Annotated in this window: 24 protein-coding genes; 12 read left to right on the top strand and 12 right to left on the bottom strand. The window is 71.2% G+C overall.

Annotation, left to right across the window (positions count from 1 at the left end):
* Window positions 1-5 precede the first annotated feature (5 nt).
* A complete protein-coding gene (locus tag ACE3Q8_RS06700; protein WP_374469477.1) occupies window positions 6-878 on the top strand; it encodes a dienelactone hydrolase family protein in 873 nt (290 codons plus the stop codon).
* Between the two features lie 10 nt (window positions 879-888).
* Here the strand turns inward: ACE3Q8_RS06700 and ACE3Q8_RS06695 are convergent, their stop codons facing one another.
* On the bottom strand, window positions 889-1,293 hold the full coding sequence (locus ACE3Q8_RS06695; RefSeq protein ID WP_374469476.1) for a hypothetical protein: 405 nt from the start codon (window positions 1,291-1,293) through the stop codon (window positions 889-891).
* A 141-nt stretch (window positions 1,294-1,434) separates the two neighbouring features.
* On the opposite strand from ACE3Q8_RS06695, the gene ACE3Q8_RS06690 reads away from it, so the two are divergent.
* Window positions 1,435-3,861, top strand: a complete 2,427-nt coding sequence (locus ACE3Q8_RS06690; protein WP_374469475.1) for a DNA translocase FtsK — start codon at window positions 1,435-1,437, stop codon at window positions 3,859-3,861.
* A gap of 18 nt (window positions 3,862-3,879) precedes the next feature.
* On the opposite strand, the gene ACE3Q8_RS06685 is transcribed toward ACE3Q8_RS06690, so the two are convergent.
* Complete coding sequence (locus tag ACE3Q8_RS06685) at window positions 3,880-4,134, bottom strand: UvrB/UvrC motif-containing protein (protein WP_374469474.1); 255 nt, start codon at window positions 4,132-4,134, stop codon at window positions 3,880-3,882.
* Between the two features lie 98 nt (window positions 4,135-4,232).
* Here ACE3Q8_RS06685 and ACE3Q8_RS06680 point away from each other — a divergent pair, with 98 nt between their 5' ends.
* Together ACE3Q8_RS06680 and xth are read left to right on the top strand one after the other, a co-directional pair.
* Window positions 4,233-4,850 carry an outer membrane lipoprotein carrier protein LolA gene (locus ACE3Q8_RS06680; RefSeq protein ID WP_374469473.1) on the top strand — a complete coding sequence of 206 codons (618 nt, stop codon included), beginning with the start codon at window positions 4,233-4,235 and terminating at the stop codon, window positions 4,848-4,850.
* Window positions 4,851-5,080: 230 nt separating this feature from the next.
* Window positions 5,081-5,887 carry an exodeoxyribonuclease III gene (gene xth, locus ACE3Q8_RS06675; protein ID WP_374469472.1) on the top strand — a complete coding sequence of 269 codons (807 nt, stop codon included), beginning with the start codon at window positions 5,081-5,083 and terminating at the stop codon, window positions 5,885-5,887.
* Between the two features lie 4 nt (window positions 5,888-5,891).
* Here xth and ACE3Q8_RS06670 read toward each other — a convergent pair whose 3' ends face one another.
* The gene (locus ACE3Q8_RS06670) at window positions 5,892-6,575 is read right to left on the bottom strand and encodes a response regulator transcription factor (RefSeq protein WP_374469471.1); all 684 of its coding nucleotides are present in this window, start codon (window positions 6,573-6,575) and stop codon (window positions 5,892-5,894) included.
* A 55-nt stretch (window positions 6,576-6,630) separates the two neighbouring features.
* On the opposite strand from ACE3Q8_RS06670, the gene ACE3Q8_RS06665 reads away from it, so the two are divergent.
* A complete protein-coding gene (locus ACE3Q8_RS06665) occupies window positions 6,631-7,140 on the top strand; it encodes a L,D-transpeptidase (protein WP_374469470.1) in 510 nt (169 codons plus the stop codon).
* On the opposite strand, the gene ACE3Q8_RS06660 is transcribed toward ACE3Q8_RS06665, so the two are convergent.
* Window positions 7,137-7,808: a YggS family pyridoxal phosphate-dependent enzyme gene (locus ACE3Q8_RS06660; protein WP_374469469.1), complete on the bottom strand. Its 672-nt coding sequence runs from the start codon at window positions 7,806-7,808 to the stop codon at window positions 7,137-7,139. The two genes, ACE3Q8_RS06665 and ACE3Q8_RS06660, sit on opposite strands and share 4 nt — an antisense overlap.
* 19 nt (window positions 7,809-7,827) lie before the next feature.
* Between ACE3Q8_RS06660 and ACE3Q8_RS06655 the strand changes: the two genes are divergently transcribed.
* Window positions 7,828-8,430 carry a thiamine phosphate synthase gene (locus tag ACE3Q8_RS06655; RefSeq protein WP_374469468.1) on the top strand — a complete coding sequence of 201 codons (603 nt, stop codon included), beginning with the start codon at window positions 7,828-7,830 and terminating at the stop codon, window positions 8,428-8,430.
* Here the strand turns inward: ACE3Q8_RS06655 and ACE3Q8_RS06650 are convergent.
* On the bottom strand, window positions 8,420-8,803 hold the full coding sequence (locus ACE3Q8_RS06650) for an NtrZ family periplasmic regulatory protein (RefSeq protein ID WP_374469467.1): 384 nt from the start codon (window positions 8,801-8,803) through the stop codon (window positions 8,420-8,422). The two genes, ACE3Q8_RS06655 and ACE3Q8_RS06650, sit on opposite strands and share 11 nt — an antisense overlap.
* Window positions 8,804-9,068: 265 nt before the next feature.
* Between ACE3Q8_RS06650 and ACE3Q8_RS06645 the strand changes: the two genes are divergently transcribed.
* From ACE3Q8_RS06645 to holA, 4 genes are all read left to right on the top strand, one after another.
* Window positions 9,069-9,533, top strand: a complete 465-nt coding sequence (locus ACE3Q8_RS06645) for a DUF3576 domain-containing protein (protein ID WP_374469530.1) — start codon at window positions 9,069-9,071, stop codon at window positions 9,531-9,533.
* Between the two features lie 82 nt (window positions 9,534-9,615).
* Window positions 9,616-12,216: a leucine--tRNA ligase gene (leuS, locus tag ACE3Q8_RS06640; RefSeq protein ID WP_374469466.1), complete on the top strand. Its 2,601-nt coding sequence runs from the start codon at window positions 9,616-9,618 to the stop codon at window positions 12,214-12,216.
* A complete protein-coding gene (gene lptE, locus ACE3Q8_RS06635; protein ID WP_374469465.1) occupies window positions 12,216-12,713 on the top strand; it encodes an LPS assembly lipoprotein LptE in 498 nt (165 codons plus the stop codon). Before leuS ends, lptE begins: the two co-directional genes overlap by 1 nt.
* A gap of 10 nt (window positions 12,714-12,723) precedes the next feature.
* Window positions 12,724-13,776, top strand: coding sequence for a DNA polymerase III subunit delta (gene holA / locus ACE3Q8_RS06630; RefSeq protein ID WP_374469464.1), 1,053 nt, complete (start codon window positions 12,724-12,726; stop codon window positions 13,774-13,776).
* 115 nt (window positions 13,777-13,891) lie between these two features.
* Here holA and ACE3Q8_RS06625 read toward each other — a convergent pair whose 3' ends face one another.
* The 6 genes from ACE3Q8_RS06625 to ACE3Q8_RS06600 form a co-directional block, all read right to left on the bottom strand.
* Entirely contained in the window at window positions 13,892-14,791 is a 900-nt protein-coding gene (locus ACE3Q8_RS06625) for a ParB/RepB/Spo0J family partition protein (RefSeq protein ID WP_374469463.1), read from the bottom strand.
* 11 nt (window positions 14,792-14,802) lie between these two features.
* Window positions 14,803-15,615: a ParA family protein gene (locus tag ACE3Q8_RS06620; RefSeq protein ID WP_374469462.1), complete on the bottom strand. Its 813-nt coding sequence runs from the start codon at window positions 15,613-15,615 to the stop codon at window positions 14,803-14,805.
* Window positions 15,605-16,264, bottom strand: a complete 660-nt coding sequence (rsmG, locus tag ACE3Q8_RS06615) for a 16S rRNA (guanine(527)-N(7))-methyltransferase RsmG (RefSeq protein ID WP_374469461.1) — start codon at window positions 16,262-16,264, stop codon at window positions 15,605-15,607. Before rsmG ends, ACE3Q8_RS06620 begins: the two co-directional genes overlap by 11 nt.
* A complete protein-coding gene (gene mnmG / locus ACE3Q8_RS06610) occupies window positions 16,242-18,089 on the bottom strand; it encodes a tRNA uridine-5-carboxymethylaminomethyl(34) synthesis enzyme MnmG (RefSeq protein WP_374469460.1) in 1,848 nt (615 codons plus the stop codon). Before mnmG ends, rsmG begins: the two co-directional genes overlap by 23 nt.
* A 154-nt stretch (window positions 18,090-18,243) precedes the next feature.
* Entirely contained in the window at window positions 18,244-19,581 is a 1,338-nt protein-coding gene (mnmE, locus tag ACE3Q8_RS06605; RefSeq protein ID WP_374469459.1) for a tRNA uridine-5-carboxymethylaminomethyl(34) synthesis GTPase MnmE, read from the bottom strand.
* On the bottom strand, window positions 19,578-19,820 hold the full coding sequence (locus ACE3Q8_RS06600) for a DUF6489 family protein (RefSeq protein ID WP_374469458.1): 243 nt from the start codon (window positions 19,818-19,820) through the stop codon (window positions 19,578-19,580). The genes mnmE and ACE3Q8_RS06600 overlap by 4 nt, the downstream gene beginning before the upstream one ends.
* A 103-nt stretch (window positions 19,821-19,923) precedes the next feature.
* On the opposite strand from ACE3Q8_RS06600, the gene ACE3Q8_RS06595 reads away from it, so the two are divergent.
* Together ACE3Q8_RS06595 and ACE3Q8_RS06590 are read left to right on the top strand one after the other, a co-directional pair.
* Entirely contained in the window at window positions 19,924-20,619 is a 696-nt protein-coding gene (locus ACE3Q8_RS06595; protein WP_374469457.1) for a dienelactone hydrolase family protein, read from the top strand.
* A gap of 5 nt (window positions 20,620-20,624) precedes the next feature.
* On the top strand, window positions 20,625-21,596 hold the full coding sequence (locus ACE3Q8_RS06590; RefSeq protein WP_374469456.1) for a quinone oxidoreductase: 972 nt from the start codon (window positions 20,625-20,627) through the stop codon (window positions 21,594-21,596).
* Window positions 21,597-22,168: 572 nt separating this feature from the next.
* Here ACE3Q8_RS06590 and rho read toward each other — a convergent pair.
* Window positions 22,169-23,545: a transcription termination factor Rho gene (gene rho / locus ACE3Q8_RS06585; protein ID WP_374469529.1), complete on the bottom strand. Its 1,377-nt coding sequence runs from the start codon at window positions 23,543-23,545 to the stop codon at window positions 22,169-22,171.
* Between the last annotated feature and the right edge of the window lie 231 nt (window positions 23,546-23,776).

The following is a 23,776-nucleotide window of genomic DNA, read 5'->3' as shown; positions in this document are numbered from 1 at the left end:
CTCATATGGTCACCCTCACCCGTCCCGACGGCACCCGGCCCGAGGACCTCCGCCTGTCGCGGCGCGGCCTGACCCTGGCCCTCACCGGGGGCTACGCGGTCGCGGCCTGGTCCGCGGGCGCCCAGCCGGTGCAGACCGACGAGCAGGGCCTGGTGACCGGCATGGTGGAACTGTCGGCCGCAGACCGGAAGGTGCCTGCCTACGTGGCCCGGCCGGCCGCCCGTGGCCGGCATCCCACGGTGATCCTGGTCTCTGAGATCTTCGGCCTGCACGAGTACATCCGAGACACCGCACGGCGGCTGGCGAAGGCCGGCTATGTGACGGTCGCGCCCGACTTCTTCGTCCGCTGGGGCGATCCTGCGCCCATGACCGACTTTCCCGCGATCCTGAAGATCGTCGCCAACGCCACCGACGGCTACGTCACCGCCGACCTGCGCGCGGCCGTCGCCTACCTGAAGGCCCAGCCCTACGCCGACGTCCGCCGGCTGGGGATCACCGGCTTCTGCTGGGGCGGCAACATCGTCTGGGAGGCCTGCGCGCGTCTGCCCGAGCTGAAGGCCGGCGTCGCCTGGTACGGCCGTCTGGCCGGCGGGCATGCGGCAAACGACACCGCCGGCAAGACACCCATCGAGCTGGCGGCCGAGCTGAAGGCCCCGGTGCTCGGGCTCTATGCGGAAAAGGACAGCGGCATCCCACTGGCCGACGTGGAGCGGATGAAGGCGGCGTTGAAGGCGGCCGGCAAGACCGGCAGCGACATCGTGGTCTACCCGGGCGCGCAGCACGGCTTCCACGCCGATTACCGGCCGAGCTACGACGCCGCGGCGGCCCGCGACGGCTGGGCGAAGATGCTGGCCTTCTTCAAGTCGAACGGGGTCTAGCCCCGACGGGTCAGAACGGCGGGTCTTCGGCCGGCGGGGGCGGCGGAGGGTTGGCCAGCAGGTCGCCGACGCGATCCGGCGGCGGGACCGGGCCGGGGGTGGCCGGGTCGAGCTTGGGCGCGGCGGCCTGCTCGGCGGCGAGCCGGGCGGCGGCCGCGGCCTCCTCGCGGGCCTTCTTCTCGGCCTCGAGCTTGGCCAGCTCCTCCGGGGTCGGCTCGGGCGGCGGCGGCGGGCCCTCGATGCGCTCCTGGCTCAGCGGCGTCGCCTCCACCGCCTGCACGGCGGTCGCCTGCCCGTCCGAGCGCTCGCCCGGCAGCCGGCCACGCGACGGCGCCGTGGCGACGCCGAGGCCGAAGGATCCGAGCGCGATCAGGCCGATGATGGCGGCGACGGCCCGCAGCACGGGACGGGGCATGGTCCAGTTCATGGCCGCGGACCCTAATCCGCCGCGCGGGCCGGCGGAAGCGCCATCGCGCCGCAACCCGCTCAGGGTAAACGCCCATTAACCCCCGTGGGGCCAAAGATGCCGCTCGATCCACGGAGATAGAGGAACGGCATGGCGCGGGCGGCGCGTAAGACGGGCATGGAGCTCTTCTGGCACATCGCCGGGCTCGCCTGGTCGCATCCCTCCACCGCGCGGCTGCGCGGGGGCCTGATCGCGGCGGCCGGCGTGGCCGCGGCGGTCGCCTTCGCCACCTACAACGCCGCCGACCCGAGCCTGAACGCGGCGGGCCCCGGCGCGCCGAAGAACGCCCTCGGCGGGGTCGGCGCGGTGATCGCCGACATCGGGATCCAGTCGCTGGGCCTCGCCTGTGCGCTGGCGGCGCTGCTGATGGTGGTGCTTGGCCTCTCCCGCGTCACCGCCGCAGAGCCGGACCAGACCCGCGGCCACATCCGGCTGCGCGCCGCCGTGGGCGCCCTGGGCGTCCTGACCCTCGCGGGCGCCCTGGCGCTGCCCGCCCCGCCGGCGGCCTGGCCCCTGGCCAAGGGCCTGGGCGGCTTCTGGGGCGACGGCCTGCTGCACGGCCTGTCTGGCCTGATCGCCTGGGCGCACGTGCCGCTCGCCGAGCCGATCGCCGGCCTGCTGCTGGGGCTGGGCGCGGTCGTGGCCCTGGGCTACGGCGTCGGCCTCTCCCGTCGCGACCTGCGTGGCGCCGGCGAGTGGCTCCACGCCGCCCTGCAGCCGCAGCCGAAGATCCAGCTCAAGGTCGCCAAGCCCGAAAAGGCGGAGAAGGCTCCCAAGGCCGCCAAACCGCCGAAGCGCGAGAAGCTCCGCGACGTGGGCATACCGGCCGCCGCCCTCGATCCGGCCCCCGCCGCGGCCGCCATCCCCGGCCGCGACGACTTCGACGACGAGGACGGGGACGAGGCGCTGCCCTCCCCCGCGCCGCAGCTCAAGGTGCGCGCGCCCAAGCCGGCGCCGAAGGAGAGCGTCCGCGAGCAGCGCGAGGCGCAGGCGACCTTCGACTTCGTCCAGCCGGGCGGTTTCCGCCTGCCCGAACTCTCCATGCTGGCCAAGCCCAAGCCGCGCGCCGCCCAGTTCGACGAGGGCGCGCTCCGCCAGAACGCCCAGCTCCTGGAGAACGTGCTGGCCGAGTTCGGCGTCCGCGGCAGCGTGGACCAGATCCGTCCGGGCCCGGTCGTCACCCTCTACGAACTGGTGCCGGCCGCCGGGGTGAAGTCGGCCCGGGTCGTGGCGCTGGCCGACGACATCGCCCGGTCGATGAGCGTGGCCGCCTGCCGCGTGTCGGTGGTGCCGGGCCGCAACGCCATCGGCATCGAGCTGCCCAACTCCAAGCGCGAGACCGTCTACCTGCGCGACCTGCTGGCCGCGCCGGAGTACGAGCGGGGCGGCCAGACCCTGCCCATGGCGCTGGGCGAGACGATCGGCGGCGAGCCCTACATCGCCGACCTCGCCAAGATGCCCCACCTGCTGATCGCCGGCACCACCGGCTCGGGCAAGTCGGTGGGCGTCAACGCCATGATCCTGTCGATCCTCTACAAGCTGCCGCCCGAGCAGTGCCGCATGATCATGATCGACCCGAAGATGCTGGAGCTCAGCGTCTATGACGGTATCCCGCACCTGCTCGCCCCGGTGGTCACCGAGCCGAAGAAGGCGATCGTGGCGCTGAAGTGGGCAGTCCGCGAGATGGAGGACCGCTATCGCCGGATGTCGAAGATCGGCGTCCGAAACGTCGCCTCCTACAACGAACGCGCCAAGGAGGCCCTGGCCAAGGGCGAGCACTTCGAGCGCACCGTCCAGACCGGCTTCGACGAGGCCGGCCGGCCCATGTACGAGAGCGAGAAGATCCTCCCCGAGCCGATGCCCTATCTGGTGGTCATCATCGACGAGGTGGCGGACCTGATGATGGTGGCCGGCAAGGACATCGAAGGCGCCGTCCAGCGCCTGGCGCAGATGGCCCGCGCCGCCGGCATCCACGTGATCATGGCCACCCAGCGCCCGTCGGTGGACGTCATCACCGGCACCATCAAGGCCAACTTCCCGACCCGCATCAGCTTCCAGGTCACGTCCAAGATCGACAGCCGCACCATCCTGGGCGAGCAGGGCGCCGAGCAGCTCCTGGGCCAGGGCGACCAGCTCTACATGGCCGGCGGCGGCCGCATCACCCGCCTGCACGGTCCGTTCGTCTCCGACGGCGAGGTGGAGGCCGTGGCCAAGTTCCTGCGCGAGCAGGGCCAGCCGCAGTACCTGGAGGAGGTCACCGCCGGCGGCGAGGAGGACGGCGACGAGGGCCCGAACCTCGGCTTCGGCGGCGACACGGGCGACGCCAACGACCTCTACGACCGGGCCGTGGCCATCGTCACCCGCGACGGCAAGGCGTCCACGTCCTACGTCCAGCGCCGCCTGCAGATCGGCTACAACCGCGCCGCCTCGCTCATCGAGCGGATGGAGCAGGAAGGCGTCGTCGGCCCCGCCAACCACGCCGGCAAGCGCGAGATTCTGGTCTCCGCGCCGCCCTGAGCCTCCGGCGGCCGGGCCTCAACCCTTCCGCCGACCGCCGGGCTTGTGGCCCTTGGTCATCGGGTCGGGCTTCTTCGGCAGCGGGCGGGCGCCTTCGCTGGCGTAGCGCTCCTGGCTGGAGCCCAGGCCCATGCGGCCGGGCCGCTGCTCCTGGATCGCGCTCTCGCCGCGCCGGATGCGCTCGATGGCGTCGCGCAGGAGGCCGGCGGTCTCGAAGTCCTCTTCCGCCACCGCCTGGGCCATCCGCGCCTCGAGATCCTCGATCATGCCCATGGGAACGGCCTTCCAAGCTTGGGCGTTGCCGCCCGACATGTTCGCGCCCTAATGACGCCCCGCGTCCGGGTTAGCCATATCCCATGCCGGAGCCCAAGATGAGCCTCACCCGCCGTTCGTTCGCCCTGGCGCTCGCCGCGAGCCCGTTCGCCGGCGCGGCGTCCGCCCAGGCCCTGCCGCCCGCCGACAAGGCGTTGGTCGACCGCGCCGTGGCCTATCTGGAATCCCTGACCGAGGCGAAGGCGCGTTTCGTGCAGACCGACGCCCGTGGCGCGCGCTCCACCGGCACGGTGTTCCTGAAGCGCCCGGGCAAGGCCCGCTTCGCGTACGACCCGCCCTCCGGCCTGCTGGTGGTCTCCGACGGCGGCAACGTGGCGGTGCAGGACAGCCGCCTGAAGACCTTCGACCGCTATCCGCTGCAGACGACGCCGCTGTCGCTGTTCCTGGCGCGCAACATCCGACTCGACCGCGGCGTCAGCGTCAGCCGCGTCTCGCGCATGGCCGGCGGGTTCTCGATCACCGCCCGCGACGCCAGCAAGAAGACCGCCGGTCAGATCACCCTCACCTTCTCCGACGCACCCCTGGCGCTGATCGGCTGGACGGTGACGGACGCCCAGGGCCGCGCCACCCGCGTCCAGCTCCAGGGCTTGCAGCGGGCCTCGGGCCTCGGCTCGGACCTGTTCATCCTGCGCAACCCCTACCGCGCCCGGGCGTGACCGGCGGGCCACACCCAAGCGTTAACATATGAGCGGTTGATTTTTCTCTGAGGCGTGGCCATAATGCCACTACGTCGGATGCGCGTCGCGCGCGTCCCGTACCGTGCCGGACCCTATCCCCTCCCGGCGGCGGCATGAGAGACCACTTCCAACGCCCGGGCCGTCTCCAGCGCCCGGGCGTTTCTTTTGCCGCGTTGGCCAGCCGGGGCGCCGCGGTCTATGGAGCGGCGATGCGCCTTCGGATCTGCACCTGGAACGTCAACTCCGTGCGCCTGCGCCACGAGCAGGTCGCCCGCTTCGTGCGCGAGCACCAGCCGGACGTGCTGTGCCTGCAGGAGATCAAGTGCCGCGAGGGCGAGTTCCCGCGCGAGGCCTTCGCCGAGATGGGCCTGCCGCACCTGAAGATCGCCGGCCAGAAGGGCTGGCACGGGGTCGCCATCGCCTCGCGGCTGCCGCTGGAGGCCGCGCCGCCGCTGGAGGTCTGCCGCGAGGGCCACGCCCGCTGCGTCGGCGGCACGGTGGCGGGCGTGGAGATCCACAATTTCTACATCCCCGCCGGCGGCGACGTGCCCGACCGCGCGCTGAACCCCAAGTTCGACCACAAGCTCGACTTCTACGAGAAGCTGACCGCCGAGCTGTCCAAGCGCGACCCCAAAGCGCCTCTGGCGATCGTCGGCGACCTGAACGTCGCGCCGGGCGAGTTCGACGTCTGGAACCACAAGTACATGTCGAAGATCGTCAGCCACACCCCGGTCGAGGTGGAAGCCTTCGGCAAGCTGAAGGCGTCGCTCAACTTCATCGACCTGCCGCGCGAGACGACGCCGGAGCCGGAGAAGATGGCGTCCTGGTGGAGCTATCGCGCCGCGGATTTCCGGGCGTCCAACCGCGGCCTGCGGCTGGACCACATCCTGGTGAGCCCCGGCCTGCGCGAGGCCGCCTTCCGGCTGGGGTCGGCCGCGAGCCGCGTGCACGACGACGTGCGCGCCTGGGAGCGCCCCAGCGACCACGCCCCGGTGACGGCCGACCTGGTGCTCTAGGCCCCTACGGCGCGAGCTTGTAGCCGCCGGCCTCGGTGAGCAGCAGCTTGGCGTTGGCCGGGTCCGGCTCGATCTTCTGGCGCAGCCGGTAGACGTGGGTCTCCAGCGTGTGGGTGGTGACGCCCGCGTTGTAGCCCCACACCTCGGCCAGCAGCTCCTCACGCGACACCGGCTTCTCGCCGGCCCGGTAGAGGTACTTCAGGATGTTGGTCTCCTTCTCGGTGAGCCGGATCTTCTTCTGGCTCTCGTCGATCAGGAGCTTGGCGGCCGGGCGGAACTCGTACCCGCCGAGGCGGAACACCGCGCCCTCGGAATGTTCGGCGCTGCGCAACTGGGCGCGGATACGGGCCAGCAGCACGGCGAACTTGTAGGGCTTGGTGACGTAGTCGTTGGCGCCGGCGTCGAGGCCCATGACGGTGTCCTCGTCGGCGGCTGCGGCGGTCAGCATGATCACCGGAGCGGCGACGCCCTGGGTGCGCATCTGGCGGCAGGCCTCGCGGCCGTCCATGTCGGGCAGGTCGACGTCCAGCAGGATCAGGTCGGGCCGCTTGTCGCCCGCCAGCCGCACGCCGTCGCCGGCGGTGTCGGCTTCGATGGTGATGAAGTCTTCGGCCTGGAGCTGTTCGGCGACCGCGCCGCGCAGGTCCGCGTCATCGTCGACGATGAGGAGGGTCTTGCGTTGAGGCATGGGCAAGACCATGCACCGTAAAACGGGGCGGGGGCAAAAACATTTGGGAGCCGACGTGATCTTCATCGCCACCCCGGACGGGTTCCTCGACCTGGGCGACGGACGACGCGTGCGCTGCGCGCTCGGCCGGTCCGGGGTGACCCCGGCCGCCGACAAGCGCGAGGGCGACGGCTTCTCCCCGGCGGGCGTCTGGCCGATCCGGCGCGTGCTCTACCGGCCTGACAAGGGCCCGGCGCCCGACACCGCCCTGCCCGCGGCCCCGATCCGCCCCGAGGACGGCTGGTGCGACGCCCCGGGCGACCCGGCCTACAACCGCCCGGTGACCTTCCCCTACCCGGCCAGCGCCGAGCGCATGTGGCGCGCGGAGGACGACGTCTACGACCTGGTGGTGGTGCTGGGGCACAACGACGACCCCGTCGTCGCCGGGATGGGCTCATGCATCTTCATGCACCTGCGCCGGCCGGGCTACCTGCCCACCGAGGGCTGCGTGGCCGTGGCCCCCGAGGACATGGCCGCGTTCCTGAAGGCGGCGAACCCCGGCGACGCCGTGGAGATCCGCCTCTAGGCGCTCCGCGCGCCGAACACCGCCGAGCCCACCCGCACAGAGGTGGCGCCGAAACGGATCGCCGTCTCGAAGTCGTCGCTCATGCCCATGGAGAGCCTCGACAGTCCGTTGCGGGCGGCGATCTTGCGCAGCAGGGCGAAGTGCGGCCCGGGTGGCTCGTCGGCCGGCGGGATGCACATCAGGCCTTCCACCGCGAGCCCGTAGGTCTCCCGGCAGACGGCGAGGAAGGCGTCGGCCTCGGCGGGCGCGATACCGGCCTTCTGCGGCTCCTCGCCGGTGTTCACCTGCACGTAGAGGCGCGGGCTGCGCCCCTGCTTTTGGGTCTCCTCTGCGAGCACCCGGGCGAGCTTCTCACGGTCCACCGTCTCGATCACGTCGAAGAAGGCGACGGCCTCCTTCGCCTTGTTGGTCTGCAGCGGCCCGATCAGATGGAGCTCCAGCCCCTGCGCCTTGCCCTCCCAGCGGGTCACGGCCTCCTGCACCCGGTTCTCGCCGAACACCCGCTGGCCGGCGGCCAGCACCGGCGCCACCGCCTCCCAGGGCTGCTGCTTGGAGACCGCCACCAGGGTGACGTCCGCGGGCGCGCGGCCACAGGCTTGCGCCGCGGCGGCGATCCGGGCCACCACGTCCAGGTACGACTGCGCGGGATCGGAAGGGGAAGCGGCCATTTCGGAGGGGTTCTGGACCTTGCGGCGGACTGCGGCGCTCTTAGGCCGTCGCGCGGCCGGGCGAAAGGCCCTGCCCCCGCTGCTGTTCTTCACCGACCCGGTGCGCACCCCCGACCCCGAGGCGGTGGCCGCCGCCCTACCGGCGGGCTCCGCCGTCGTCCTCAGGACCTTCGGGGCGCCGGACGCCGAGGCCCAGGCGCACCGGCTGCTGGCGATCGCGCGGGCCCGGCGCCTGAAGCTGCTGATCGGCGCCGACGCGGCGCTCGCCGCTCGGGTCGGCGCGCACGGCGTCCACCTGCCCCAGCGCCTGGCGTTCCGCGCCCGGCCGCTGAAGGCCGCCGACCCGCGCTGGACGGTGACGGCGGCGGCGCATTCGCTCCGGGCGGCGCGGGCGGCCTTGGCTTCCGGAGCGGACGCGGCGGTGGTCTCGGTGGCCTTCGCCAGCAACAGCCCTTCGGCCGGGCGCGCGATCGGGCCCGTGCGGCTGGCGCGCCTCGCTCGGGACGCGGGCGGGCCGGTCTACGCGCTGGGGGGGATCAACGACGCCACGGCGCGGCGCCTGGCCGATGCCGGCCTCGTGGGCCTCGCGGCCGTGGAAGGCCTCGCCGGCCTTAGAACTTGAAGTTGGTCTCGAGCCGCACGCGCGGCTGGCCGGTGGTGGCGTCCGGCTTCTTCGGGCCGGGCGCGAGCTGCTCTTCGCCCAGCGCCACGGCCCCGCCGACCCGCAGCGACGGCGTGATGCGGTAGTAGGCGCCGGCTTCCACGTCGTTCAGCGTCGACGGGCGGGCGGTGGGCTGCTCGAGATTCAGGGTTATGCCCCAGCGGCCCTTGCGGGCATCCCACTTCATGGTCTGGCCGGCGTTGGGCTGGATCGGCGAAGCGGCTTCCTGGCGGACGGTGAAATCCACCTTCTTCTCGGCGGCATGAGCCGCGCCCGCGCCCGCGCCGAGAAGCGCGGTCGTGGCGATCACCCCCATGATCCGACGAGCCGTCATACCCAACATATAGCCCCTGAGCCCCTCGTCCGCAGCCCCGGGTGGCGCCGCCGACGGTCGAGCCGATTAAAGAACCGCTTACGTTGGGGTCAATCTCAAGAGTGTGACAGAAGGTCCCTCCGGGTACGAATCCTTCGACTCGTGTGTCTGCGGGGCCACGCGATTTCGGTTTGGCGCCGCATTGGGCATTGTTATAGAGGGCGCGGCGCGGGGGCGGCGCCGTAGCGCTTTCCACGCGCACGGGATTCAATTGGAGCGGATGCATATGCCGTTTGTGCGCGGTTCTTGGGTGCGTGGCGTCTCGGCGGGCGTTCTGGCGCTGAGCCTGGTGGGGCTCTCCGCCTGCGGCACGCCGCGGATCTTCGGCCGCGGCCAGGAAGCCCAGGCCGCCCAGGCGCAGACGGGCATCGGGGTGAACGGCTACCTGTGGCGCGCCACCCTGGACACGCTCTCGTTCATGCCGCTGGCCTCGGCCGACCCGTACGGCGGCGTGATCATCACCGACTGGTACACCAACCCGGAAAAGCCGGACGAGCGGTTCAAGGCCACCGTCTACATCCTGGACGCGCGCCTGCGCGCCGACGGCCTGAACGTCGCCATCTTCAAGCAGAACCGCGACGCCGGCGGGAACTGGGTCGACGCGCCGCCGGCCACCCAGACCGAGACGGATATCGAGAACGCCATCCTGACCCGCGCGCGGCAGCTTCGGCTTTCGAATATCCGGGGCTGATCCCCGAACTCGAGAGTCGGCGGCGCGCGACGTGATCGGCCGTTGACCGGACCTCCACATCCAGTCCAAAGGCCCGCCTGTCATGGCCCGTTACAATCCCAAGGAAACCGAGCCCAAATGGCGTAAGGCCTGGGCCGACGCGGACTCGTTCCGCGCCGTCGTCGATCGTTCGAAGCCCAAGTACTACGTGCTGGAGATGTTCCCGTACCCGTCGGGACGCCTGCACATGGGTCACGTGCGCAACTACTCGCTGGGCGACGTCATCGCGCGGTTCAAGCGCGCCCGGGGCTTCTCCGTGCTGCATCCGATGGGCTGGGACGCCTTCGGCCTGCCGGCCGAGAACGCGGCGATGGAGCGCGGCGTCGATCCGAGGGGCTGGACTTACGACAACATCGCCCGGATGCGGGACGAGCTGAAGCAGCTCGGCCTCAGCATCGACTGGTCGCGCGAGTTCGCCACCTGCGACGTGGAATACTATGGCCAGCAGCAGGCCTGGTTCCTGGAGCTGTTCAAGCGCGGGCTGGTGTATCGCCGCGAAGCCACGGTGAACTGGGACCCGGTCGACCAGACCGTCCTCGCCAATGAGCAGGTCGTGGACGGCCGCGGCTGGCGCTCGGGCGCGGTGGTCGAGAAGCGCAAGCTGAACCAGTGGTTCCTGCGCATCACCGACTATGCCGACCAGTTGACCGACGACCTGGCGACCCTGGACCGCTGGCCCGAGAAGGTCCGGGTCATGCAGGAGAACTGGATCGGCCGGTCCAAGGGCCTGCGCATGACCTGGCGCTGGGCCAAGGGGCCGGAGGCCGGCTTCGAGGACGGGGTCGAGGTCTACACGACCCGGCCCGACACGCTCTACGGCGCCTCCTTCGTGGGCATCGCCCCCGACCACCCGCTGGCCGAGCAAATCGCCGCGAAGAGCGCCGAGGCGCGCGCCTTCGTCGAGGAGTGCAAGAAGGGCGGCGCGTCCCAGGCCGAGATCGACACCGCCGAGAAGAAGGGTTTCGACACCGGGCTGACGGTGAAGCACCCGTTCGACCCGAGCTGGGAGCTGCCGGTCTGGATCGCGAACTTCATCCTCATGGACTACGGCACGGGCGCGATCTTCGGCTGCCCGGCCCACGACCAGCGCGACCTGGACTTCGCCCGCAAGTACCGCCTGCCTGTGCGCGCCGTGGTGCTGCCGCCCAACGAGGACCCCGCCGCCTTCACCGCCCACATGGCCGATGAGGCGACCGAGGCGTACACGGGCCCCGGCGTGATCTTCAACTCGCAGTTCCTGGACGGACTCGACGTCGAGGCGGCCAAGTCCGCCGCCATCGACCGGATCGAGGCCCAGGGCGACGGCGAGGGGGCCACCGTGTTCCGCCTGCGCGACTGGGGCGTGGCCCGCCAGCGCGGCTGGGGCTGCCCGATCCCCGTGGTCCACTGCGAACAGCACGGCGTGGTCGCCGTCCCGCGCGACCAACTGCCGGTGGCCCTTCCGGCCGACCTGGAGTTCGGCAAGCCCGGCAACGCGCTCGACCGGCACCCCACCTGGAAGCACACCACGTGCCCGCAGTGCGGCGGCCCGGCGCTGCGCGAGACCGACACGCTGGACACGTTCGTCGACAGCTCCTGGTACTTCGCGCGCTTCGCCAACCCCGACGCGGCCGAGCCCATCGACAAGGACGCCTGCGACTACTGGCTGCCCGTCGACCAGTACATCGGCGGCATCGAACACGCGGTCCTGCACCTGCTCTACGCCCGCTTCGTCACCAAGGCGCTGGCCGACGAGGGCATGCTGAGTGTCCGCGAACCGTTCGCCGGCCTGTTCACCCAGGGCATGGTCACCCACGAGACCTACCGCCGTCAGAACGGCGAATGGGTCGAACCCGGGGACGTGGAGCTGGAGGCCGAGGGGAACACCCGCCGCGCCCGCATGGTGTCCACCGGTGAGCCACTGGTGATCGGCGACGTCGAGAAGATGTCGAAGTCCAAGCGCAACACCGTGGCGCCGGAAGAGATCTTCGACGTCTACGGCGTCGACGCCGCCCGGCTGTTCGTGCTGTCCGACAGCCCGCCCGAGCGGGACACCCAGTGGTCCACGTCCGGCGTCCAGGGCGCCTGGCGGTTCGTCAACCGGGTGTGGGACGAGTTCGACAGCCAGCCGGCGGTCCCGGCCGGCGCGCAGATCGCCGGCGACGCCGCCGCCGAGGCCCTGCGCGTCGCCACCCACAAGCTGGTGAAGCAGGTGACCGAGGCGATCGACACCTTCCGCTTCAACTCCGGCATCGCCAGGCTCTACGAGTTCCTGAACCTGCTGAAGGCCAACCCCGCCAAGGACGCCACGCCGGCCCTGCTGGCGGCCCGCCAGGAGGCGCTGTCCGCCTTCGCCCGGCTGATCGGCCCCTTCACGCCGCACCTGGCGGAGGAGTGCTGGACCCGCATCGGCGGCCAGGGAATGGTCGTCGAGGCCGAGTGGCCGACCTTCGACCCGGCGCTGACCGAGGACGCCGTGAAGGTCCTGCCGGTGCAGGTCAACGGCAAACGCCGGGGCGAGATCTCGGCCCCGGCCGGCGCCGAACCGGCCGAGGTGGAGAAGATCGTGCTTGACGATCCCGAGATCGCACGGCGCCTTGAGGGTCTGACGATCCGCAAGGTCATCGTGGTGAAGGACCGCATCGTCAACATCGTGGCCGCCTGATGCGCAAAGCCCTGAGCCTCGCCCTGATCCTCGCCGCCGGCGCCCTCTCCGGGTGCGCCGGGTTCCAGCCGCTCTACGGCGAGCCCGCCGTGGTCTCGAACCTGGCCGCCATCGAGGTGGTCGCGCCGGAGGGCCGGACGGGGTACCTGATCCGCCAGCACCTCGACGACGCCTTCGCCAAGAGCCACACGGCCACGCCGGTCTACCGGATGGACCTGGCGCTGAACGAGTCGCGCTACCCGCGCGGCGTGCGGATCGACAACGTCGCCACCCGCTACGAGTACGTGCTGACCGCCAACTACGCCCTGGTCAGCGTCGCTTCGGGCGTGGCGGAGAAGGCCGGCAGCGTGCGGGTCGAGCTCACCTACGACTCGGCCGACCAGCCCTACGCGTCCATCGCCGCCCAGCAGGACGCCCAGGACCGCGCCGCCGAGGAGGCCGCCCGCCGGATCCAGCTCGAGCTCGCCGTTTGGCTGGCCAACGGGGGCCGGTCGTAGGGGATCGGCCGTGATCCTCTCCAAGCGTCCCGATATCGAACGGTTCCTGAAGCAGCCCGATGCCGGCGTCCGGGCCGCGGTGATCTATGGCCGCGACATCGGCGTGGTGCGCGACCGCGGCCACCAGCTCGCCCGCAAGGTCGCCGACAATCCCGACGACCCGTTCGACGTGGCCCAGCTCACCGACGGCGACCTCGACGCCGACGCCGGCCGGCTGGAGGGCGAACTCGCCGCCCAGTCGCTGATGGGCGGCCGCCGGCTCGTGCGCCTTCGGCTGACCACCGACAAGGCCGGTCCGGACAAGCTTGCGGCGGAGGCGCTGGCCCGCCACGCGGCCGGCGAGCTCAATCCCGACGCCTTCTTGATCGTCGAGGCCGGTAACCTCGACCGCAACTCGGCGCTGCGGAAGGCCGCGGAGAAGGCGAACGGCGCGGTCGTCATCCCCTGCTACGAGGACGAGCCCGGCGACGTGGCCCGGCTGGTGCGCGAGACGCTCGCCCGGGACAACGTCAGCCTCAACCCCGACGCGCTCTCACTGTTCGTGGCGCGCCTGCCGAAGGAGCGAGGCGTCGCCCGGGCGGAGATCGAGCGCCTGGCTCTCTACCTCGGCCCCGGCAGCGGCGCGACCGCCACCCCGGCCGACCTGGAAGCCTTCCTGGGCGTGGAGCCCGAGGCCTCCTTGTTCGACGCCGCGGCGGACGCCTTCGGGGGACGCCTAGCCGAGGCCCAGGCCGGCCTGCGCCGGGCCGCGCAGGAGGGCGAGGCGGGCCCGGCCGCCGTGCGCGCCATTGGCCAGTACCTCGGCCGCCTGCGCCGCGCCCTCACCCTGCACAAGTCGGGCGCCGGCCTGCAGGAGGCTGCGAAGGCGTCCGGGGTGTTCTGGAAGCAGGAGCGGGAGTTCCTGCGGCAGGCTCGGAGCTGGACCCTGGACGAGCTTGATCGGCTCCAGCCCGAGGTCCTCGCCGCCGACAGGGCCTGCAAGACCGCCGGCTCCCCCGACCAGCTCATCGCCCAGCGCCTGGCGCTGACGATCGCCGGCCGCGCCCGGCGGCTCGGGCTGTGACCGCGTCCGTTCCTCCGCGCCGAGGGACGTGGCCGCATGGCCGGAGCGGGCCCGCCCAGACGGCGGCGCTGACCCCCTCAACCGCGTCGCGGGAGCTCCCGGAAGGGGAGCGGACCTAAATCCGCGTCAGCCGGCGGCAGACTTCGTCGAGCTGCTCGAGGGTCGCATAGCGGATGCGGATTTCGCCGGCGCCTCCGCGGTCCGAAATGTCGACGCTCATGCCGAGCACGTCCTCGAGGTCGGCCTCCAGGGCCGCGGTGTCGGTGTCCTTCGCCGGCTTGCGGGGACCTGACGCCTTCTTCGGCCCGGCCGCCTTGGCGCGCACCAGGGCCTCGGCGTCGCGCACCGAGAGGCCGCGGGAGACGATCTGCTCGGCGACGGCCTCCTGATCGTCGGAGGCAAGGATCGCCCGGGCGTGGCCGGCGGTCAGCCGGCCGTGCAGGACGTGGTCCTGGACGTTGGCGGGGAGCTGCAGCAGACGAAGCGTGTTGGCCACGTGGCTGCGGCTCTTGCCCACGGCGTTGGCCGCCTGCTCCTGGGTGTAGCCCATGCGGCCCATCAGGCTCTCGTAGGCCTTGGCCTCTTCCATCGCGTTGAGGTCCTCGCGCTGGACGTTTTCGACGATGGCGATCTCGTAGGCGACGTTGTCGTCGAGGGTGCGGATCAGGGCCGGGATCGTCCCGACGCCGGCCCGCTGCGACGCACGCCAGCGGCGTTCGCCGGCGACGATCTCGAACTCGCCGGGCTTGCTGGGCGAAGGCCGCACCAGGATCGGCTGCAGCACGCCCGAGGCGCGGATCGAGGTCTCCAGCTCGGCGAGCTCGGCCTCGGAGAAGTGCTGCCGGGGCTGGCTCGGGTTGCGGTGGATCAGCTCGATCGGGATCTCGCGCACGCCATTGGCGGCCGCTGGCGCGCCGGCGCCCGGCGCGGACCCCTCGCCGGTCAGCACCGCCTCGTCGGCCTCGCCCAGCAGCGCCGACAGGCCGCGCCCCAGCCCCCTGCGGTTTTCCGCCATGGTTCTCTTCCTCAAGCCGCCTTGGCGCGGCGTTCGCGTTCGCGCAGCACCACTTCGCGCGCGAGCTTCAGATAGGCCTGGCTGCCCGCGCACTTCAGATCATACACCAGCGCCGGCTTGCCGAAGGACGGCGCCTCGGAGACCCGCACGTTGCGCGGGATCACCGTCTGGTAGACCGCCTCTCCGAAGTGGCCGCGGACGTCGCTGGCCACCTGCTCCGACAGGCTGTTGCGCCGGTCGTACATGGTCAGCACGACGCCCTGGATCTCGAGGTTCGGGTTCAGGCTGCCCCGCACCAGGTCGACGGTCCGCATGAGCTGGGTCAGGCCCTCGAGCGCGAAGAACTCGCACTGCAGCGGCACCAGCACCGCGTCGGCCGCGGCCATGGCGTTCACCGTCAGCAGGTTCAGCGACGGCGGGCAGTCGATCAGCACATAGGTGTAGTCGCCGGACTGGCGGAGCGGATGCAGCGCGTCGCGCAGCTTGAACGAGCGCCGCGACTGCTGGCCGAGCTCCAGCTCCACCCCGGAGAGGTCCGGATCGGCGGGCACGAGGTCGAGCCCCGGCAGCGCGGTGCGCACCACGGCGTCGGCCACCGCCCGCTCGCCCATCAGCACGTCGTAGAGGGTGGTCTTCCGCTGCGCCCGGCCCACGCCCAGGCCGGTGGAGGCGTTGCCCTGCGGATCGGAGTCGATCAGCAGCACCTTCTCGCCGACGGCCGCGAGCGCGGTGCCGAGGTTGATGGCGGTGGTGGTCTTGCCCACGCCGCCCTTCTGATTGGCGATGACCAGCACGCGCAGGGGACGTTCGGCATTACCGGGCACGACCGAGCCTCCTCACCCGCACGATGCGGCCTCTCTCGTCACTGCGAGACGGCACGATGTCCGCCTCGAACTTCCAAGACCTTGTAGCTTCCTCAAGCTCAGACGCAACATCTTGTCCCTTGAGGAACAGGCCCGTGGCGCCGCCCTGCAGGTAGGGCCGGGCGTACCCGAGCAGGCGCGCAAGCGGCGCGCAAGCCCGGGCGGTGACGACATCCACAGCAAGCTTCAGGTTTTCCGCACGGTCGTTATGGACGGTGGCCGGGAGGGAAAGCTCGTCGACCACCTGCTGCAGGAACCGGCAGCGCTTGGCCATGCTCTCCACCAGGTGGACGTGGAACCCGTCCCGCCCCTTCCCCAGGATCGCGAGCACCAGGCCCGGGAAGCCGGCGCCGGCGCCGAGGTCGGCCCAGGCCTTCGCCTCAGGAGCGAGCTGCAGCAACTGGGCGGAGTCCCAGGCGTGGCGGTTCCAGAACTCCGGGAGGGTCTTCGGGCCCACAAGATTCATCACCGCGTTGCCGGCCGACAGCACCTCGAGGAATCGGGCGAGATCCCTGACCTGCTCCGGCGTCGCGCCGCTGGCCGCGGCGAAGCTGTCGGCGTCGGTGACGGTCACGGCGGGCGTGGGCTCAGGCCGCGCGGCGACGGACATGGGCGAGCAGGGCCGTGAGGGCGCCGGGGGTGACGCCTTCGATCCGGGCGGCCTGGCCGAGCGTCAGCGGGCGCACGGTCGCCAGCTTCTCGCGCACCTCGTTGGAGAGGCCGCCGACGGCCGTGTAGTCGAGGTCGGCCGGCAGCCGCAGGTCCTCGTCGCGGCGGAAGGCGGCGGCGTCTGCGGCCTGCCGATCCAGGTAGCCGGCGTAGGAGGCGTCGATCTCGATCTGCTCACGGACCTGCACGGACCAGTCGCGGAGCTCCGGCCAGATGCGCGCCAGGTCATCGAAGCCGATGGACGGGTAGGCCAGCAGTTGCACGAGGTCGCGGCGCTGGCCGTCGGCCTTCACCGGCAACCCCGCCTTCTGAGCTTCCGCCGGTGTGAGCCGGAGCTCGGCGGCGCGGGCTCGGGAAGCGGCGAGCGCGTCGCGCTTGGCGATCCAGGCCTCGGCCCGCGCCGTTCCGACGACGCCGAGGGCCATGCCCTTGTCGGTCAGGCGCTGGTCGGCGTTGTCGGCGCGAAGCGTCAGGCGGAACTCGGCCCGGCTGGTGAACATGCGATAGGGCTCGGTGACCCCGCGGGTGACCAGGTCGTCGATCAGCACGCCGATGTAGGCCTCGTCTCGGGCGAACTGCGCGGGTTCCTGGCCCGAGGCGGCGCGCGCGGCGTTCAGCCCGGCCACCAGCCCCTGGGCGCCGGCCTCTTCGTAGCCGGTCGTGCCGTTGATCTGACCGGCCAGGTAGAGGCCCGGCAGCGCCTTGACCTCGAGAGTCGGGTACAGCTCGCGCGGATCCACGTAGTCGTATTCGATGGCGTAGCCGTAGCGACGGACCTTTACGTTCTCCAGGCCCGGGATGGTCCGAAGGAACAGGTCCTGGGTCTCCTCGGACACCGAGGTGGAGATGCCATTCGGATAGACGGTGTCGTCGTCCAGGCCCTCGGGCTCGAGGAAGATCTGGTGGCTCGTCTTGTCGGCGAAGCGGACCACCTTGTCCTCGATGGACGGGCAGTAGCGGGGACCGCGGCCCGTGAGCTTGCCCCCGTACACGGCGGACTCGCCGAGGCGCTCGGCGATGATCCGGTGGGTCTCTTCCGTCGTGTAGGTGATGCCGCAGGCGATCTGCGGGACCTCGATCCGATCGGTCAGGAAGGAGAACGGCACGGGCTCGTCGTCGGCCTGCTGCATCTCGAGGCGATCCCAGGCGATGGTCGAGCCGTCGAGGCGGGCGGGCGTGCCGGTCTTCAGCCGGCCCATCCGCAGCCCGAGCGAATACAGCCGGTCCGACAGCCCGATGGCCGGCTGGTCGCCAACCCGGCCCGCGGGGATGCGTTCGTCGCCGCGGTGGATCACGCCCTTGAGGAAGGTGCCGGTGGTCAGCACCACCCGCCCGGCGCGGTAGACGGTCCCGTCGGCGCCCACGGCCCCGGCCACCCGGCCGTCCTCGACCAGCAGGTCCTCGACCGCCTCGGCGCGGAGCTGCAGGTTCGGCGTCGCGGCGAGCTCGGCCTGCATGGCCTCGCGGTAGAGGCGCCGGTCGATCTGCGAGCGGGGGCCGCGGACGGCGGCGCCCTTGGAGCGGTTCAGCATCCGGAACTGGATGCCGGCCTTGTCGGCCAGCCGCCCCATCAGGCCGTCGAGGGCGTCGATCTCGCGGACCAGGTGACCCTTGCCGAGGCCGCCGATGGCCGGGTTGCAGCTCATCTCGCCGATGGTCTCGAGCTTGTGGGTGAGCAGCAGGGTGCGCGCGCCGACGCGGGCGGCCGCGGCGGCCGCCTCGCATCCGGCGTGTCCGCCGCCGATGATGATCACGTCCCAGGTCAAGGTCGGCTCATGTCTTCGAAGCACACACGCCCCCGGAGTGTGCCGGGGGCGAGGGTCCTCATATAGCGCATGAGGGAGGCCGGTGCGAGGCGCCCTCCCTGCGCCGCAGGGTCGCCGCTGTTTCACGTGAAACACTTGCCGCGCTAAGCAGCCGCTACTTGCCGATGCAGAAGGTCGAGAAGATCTTCCCGAGCACCGCCTCGGGATCGATGCGGCCGGTGATGCGATCCAGCGCCCGCGCAGCGAGACGCACGTCCTCGGCCGCCAGTTCCAGCGCCTCGTCCTCGGCCAGCGCCTGGCGCAGGCGGTCGGCCGCCTCGCTGAGCAGTTCCTGGTGCCGAAGTCGCGTGGCGGCCGGCGGCTCCCCGCCGGACAGGGCGTCCACCACCCGCTCGCCGAGCGTCTGCAGCAGCCAGGTCAGGTCACTGTCGCCCTTGGCGGTGATCTCCGCCGCGGACAGGCCGAGCCGCTTGGCCTGCTGGGCGGCCCAGGCGCCCGCCGCGCCGCCCGCCTTGTCCCGCTTGGTGATCAGGCAGAGGTCGCCCGGCCGCAGCTCCATCGGCGCCCCGGGGGTCTCGTCCGAGGCGCCGTCCACCAGCCATAGACGCAGGTCCGCGCCGGCCGCCCAGGCCCGCGCCCGCCGCACGCCCTCGGCCTCGATCTCGTCGCCGGTCTCCCGCAGCCCGGCGGTGTCGGCGAGCAGCGCCTTATAGCCGGCCAGCACCATCGGCACCTCGATGATGTCCCGGGTGGTGCCCGGTGTGGCGGTGACGATCGCGGCGTCGCGGCCGGCCAGGGCGTTCAGCAGGGTGCTCTTGCCGGCGTTCGGCGCACCTATCAGGGCGATGCGGAACCCCTCGCGCACGCGCTCACCGCGCTCGGCGTCGGCCGCGGCGGCGTCGAGTTCGTCGATCAGCCGGACGAGGATCGGCTTGGCGCGCGCGGCGACGTCGGCCGGCACCTCCTCGTCCGGGAAGTCCACCGCCGCCTCGAACATGGCCAGGGCGTCTGTGAGGCCCTCGCGCCATCTGGCCTGGGCGTTGGAGAGCCGCCCCGAAAGCTGCTCGAGCGCCTGGCGACGCTGCTGCTCGGTCTCCGCGTCGATCAGGTCGGCGACCCCCTCCGCCTGGGCGAGGTCCAGATGACCGTTCTCGAACGCACGGCGGGTGAACTCGCCAGGCTCCGCGAGCCGCAGCCCGAGCGCCGCGAGCGCGTGCACAACGGCGTTGACCACCGCCGTTCCGCCGTGGACGTGGAACTCGGCGCAGTCCTCGCCCGTGTAGCTCCGCGGCCCCGGGAACCAGAGCACAAGCGCCTGGTCGAGCACCACGCCGGCGGCGTCGCGCAGGCGGCGCAGGGTGGCGCGACGGGGCTGGGGCACCTCCCCCGCCAGCGTCTTCACGGCGATGTCGGCGCGCGGGCCGGAGACCCGCACCACCGCGACCGCCGCCCGGCCGGCCGCCGTGGCCGGGGCGAAGATCGTGTCGTTCATCCCTTGGGCGGGGTCCCGCCCATGCCGGCTTCCATCAGCTTCCGGAACTGCTCCTGGGCGCCCGCGCCGAACGCCATCCAGTTCTTCATGAACTCCTCGGGCGACAGCAGGTTGATGTTGGCTTCGATCCGCTTGCCCATCTCCTCCACGAGCTTGTCGTTGAGCGCGGTCACGTCCGGCAGGCCCATGAAGCGCCGCGCCTCCTCCGGCGTGCAGTCCACCTCGATCGTCATCTTCATCGGCTAAGCGCCTTCTCGTCTGCGGGCGAAAGTTATGGCCCTGCGACAGGGCGCCGCGCTAGTAGCCGATCCACAAGGGCCCGTGAAAATGAGGAGAGCCGCCATGGGTGAGCGCATCACCATCACCACCGACGACGGATCGTTCGACGCCTACCTCGCCAAGCCCGCCACCACGCCCGCCGCGGCCGTCGTGGTGATCCAGGAGATCTTCGGCGTGAACCAGGTGATGCGCGACATCACCGACGGCCTCGCCGGCCAGGGCTACCTGGCGATCTGCCCCGACCTGTTCTGGCGGATCGAGCCCGGCATCGACATCACCGACCAGTCCGAGGCCGAATGGAAGCGCGCCTTCGAGCTGTTCAACGCCTTCGACGTGGACGCCGGCGTGCAGGACATCCAGGCGACCATCGACGCGGTGCGGCAGCGGCCGGACTGCACGGGCAAGGTCGGCGCCGTCGGCTTCTGCCTGGGGGGCCTGCTCGCCTTCCTCACCGCCACCCGCACGGACGCCGACGCGTCGGTCGCCTACTATGGCGTGGGGATCGAGAACCGAACGGCCGAGGCCGACAAGCTGACCCGCCCGGTGCTGCTGCACATCGCCGAGGAGGACCAGTTCGTGCCGAAGGAGGCCCAGGCAGCCATCCGGCAGGCGCTCGGCGCCCACCCGCTGGTGACGATCCACAGCTATCCGGGCCGCGACCACGCCTTCGCGCGGATGGGCGGCGCGCACTACGATGAGGCCGACGCCCGCGCGGCCGGCGAGCGCAGCCTCGCCTTCTTCAAGCAGAACCTGGGCTGACGGCGATGCGCGCGATCCGTTTCGAGGAGACCGGCGGGCCGGAGGTGCTCCAGCTCGTCGAGGTGGAGACCCCCGCCCCCGGCCCGGGCCAGATCCTGGTCCGGCACGAGGCCATCGGCGTCAACTTCATCGACACCTACCATCGGTCGGGCCTCTACCCGGTGAAGCTGCCGGCGGGCCTGGGCGGCGAAGGCGCCGGCGTGGTCGAGGCGGTCGGCGAAGGGGTGACCCGCTTCCGGTCCGGCGATCTGGCCGCCTACGCCGGCGGGGTGATGGGCGCCTATGCCGACTACGCCCTGGTGGCTGCGGATCGGGCCGTGAAGCCGCCGGCGGGGATCGACGCCCGCCTCGCGGCGGCGGCCCTGCTGAAGGGCATGACGGCCGAGTTCCTGGTCCGCCGCTGCGCGCCGCTGAAGGCGGGCCAGCCGGTGCTCATCCATGCGGCTGCGGGCGGCGTCGGGCAGATCCTCGTCCAGTGGGCGAAGGCGATCGGCGCGGAGGTGATCGCCACGGTGGGTTCGGAAGACAAGGCGGCCCGCGCCCGGGCGCTCGGGGCCGACCATGTCATCCTCTACCGCGACCAGGACGTGGCCGCCGAGGTGAAGCGGATCACCGGCGGCGCGGGCGTGCCGGTCGCCTATGACTCGGTGGGCCGATCGACGTTCGAAGGGACGCTGGCCAGCCTCGCGCGGCGGGGGATCTTCGTCAGCTTCGGCAACGCGTCGGGCCCCGCCCCGCCGGTGGACCCGATCCGGCTGATGCGCGGCGGGTCGCTGTTCTTCACCCGGCCGACCCTGTTCGACTATGTGGCGACCACCGAGGAGCTGGACGATAGCGCCGCGGCTCTCTTCGCGCTGATGGCCGACGGCCGTATCAAGGTGGAGGTCGGCCAGACGTTCCCGCTGGCGGAAGCCCGCCGCGCCCATGAGGCGCTCGAGGCTCGGGAGACGGTCGGCGCGAGCCTGCTGATCCCTTAGGCAGCGGCTAACCCGCCCCGCTTCGTGGCCACGGGCCGCAGCCGGGCCTGTGCTGACTCCCTCCGCCCCTTCGGGCCACCTCCCCCGGTGGGGGAGGAACGGGGTGGGGAGCGGCCGCGCAAAGGGGCTAAGGGGTCGCGACCGGGTTCTGAGCCGACCCATCTGCGGGCATACGCCGAGCGGCCGCGCACAACGCGTCAGACGCGGTAGTGTTTCACGTGAAACACTGCTTTTTGGGCTTTACTGAAAAGATTGAGAAAACCGGGCCTACCTGAGGTCCGCCCGGCCCTACCGCAAGCATTACCGAGCGCGTCTCTTCCTGCGGAAGCTGTCATTCGGTCGCAGGGCGCGGAAGCGGCTGCGCAGGAGCGCCGGTAGGCGCATACCGGCGGACCACGGTCGAAAGCGCTGAGCAACCTCCCCTCCCCTCGGAAGAAGCCCGCCGGAAGGCTGCAAGCCTAAGCTTGTTTCACGTGAAACGGCGTTCGGCGGAAATACAGTAATGGCCAAGAAAAAGCCGGCGGCGCTCTTTCGGGCGCCGCCGGCTGCTGTCGGCTGACTTGCGGCCGGCCCTAGGTGTTCATGGACTGGAAGAAGTCCTCGTTGTTCTTCGACTGCCGGAGCTTGTCGAGCAGGAACTCGATCGCGTCCTGGGCGCCCATGGGATTGAGGATCCGCCGCAGGATGTAGGTCTTCTGCAGGTGCTCCTTCGGCGTGATCAGCTCTTCCTTGCGGGTGCCGGACTTGAGCACGTCGATGGCCGGGAAGATCCGCTTGTCGGCGACCTTGCGGTCCAGGACCAGTTCGGAGTTACCCGTGCCCTTGAACTCTTCGAAGATGACTTCATCCATCCGGCTGCCGGTGTCGATCAGAGCCGTGGCGATGATCGTCAGCGAGCCGCCCTCCTCGATGTTCCGCGCGGCGCCGAAGAAGCGCTTCGGGCGCTGCAGGGCGTTGGCGTCCACACCGCCGGTCAGCACCTTGCCCGAGGACGGGACGACGGTGTTGTAGGCGCGGCCGAGACGGGTGACCGAGTCCAGCAGGATCACCACGTCGCGCTTGTGCTCGACCAGGCGCTTGGCCTTCTCGATGACCATCTCGGCCACCTGCACGTGCCGCGTCGCCGGCTCGTCGAAGGTCGAAGAGATCACCTCACCCTTCACCGTACGCTGCATGTCGGTGACTTCCTCGGGCCGCTCGTCGATCAGCAGCACGATCAGATAGCACTCGGGGTGGTTCTTCTCGATCGACTTGGCGATGTTCTGCAGCATCACCGTCTTGCCGACCCGCGGCGGGGCGACGATCAGGCAGCGCTGGCCCTTGCCGAGCGGGGCGACGATGTCGATCACCCGACCCGAGCGGTCCTTCAGGGTGGGATCGTCGATCTCCATCCGCAGGCGTTCGTCCGGATAGAGCGGCGTCAGGTTGTCGAACAGCACCTTGTGCCGCACGTTCTCCGGCGGCTCGAAGTTGATCTGGTCGACCTTCACCAGGGCGAAATAGCGCTCGCCCTCGCGGGGCGCGCGGATGCCGCCGTCGACCGAGTCGCCGGTCCGCAGGCCGAACTTCCGGATCTGGGAGGGGCTGACGTAAATGTCGTCGGGGCCCGGCAGGTAGTTGGCCTCGGGGCTGCGCAGGAAGCCGAAGCCGTCCTGCACGACTTCCAGGGTGCCCGAACCTGAGATCTCCACGCCTTCCTCGGCGAGGGTCTTCAGGATGCCGAACATCATGTCCTGCTTGCGCATGGAGTTCGCGTTCTCGATCTCCAGCGTCTCGGCGAGCGCCAGGAGGTCGGCGGGCGACTTGTCCTTCAGCTCCTGCAGGCTCATGCGGGTGAGGCCCATCGCGGCGATCGCCTGGGCGACCTCGGAGGGCTCGTCGGCGTCGGCCTCGCCGACCGCCTCGACCACAGCCTCCTCGGCCACCGCGTCGGCGGCGGGCGTCTCCATGACGTCGTCGGTGGGGATGTTGGTTTCGTCTTGCATCGGTCTACTCGTGTGCGCCGCGGCCGGACGGACTCCGGGCGCGGTCTTGAGGTCTTGTGGAGGCGCGGGGTCCGCGCCGATGTCGTTTCGTCTCGGGAGCCGTCCCGGGCGTTGTCGCTCGCGGGCCGGAAATAAGGCGGGGCGCGCCGGGTTGGCCGACGCGTGGGTTCAGCGGAACCACGGTTGGGGGTGGAG

This window comes from Phenylobacterium sp. (assembly GCF_041913825.1).
GTDB lineage: Bacteria > Pseudomonadota > Alphaproteobacteria > Caulobacterales > Caulobacteraceae > Phenylobacterium.
Note: the sequence above shows the minus strand (reverse complement) of the source record. Positions and strands in the feature narration are given on the sequence as shown.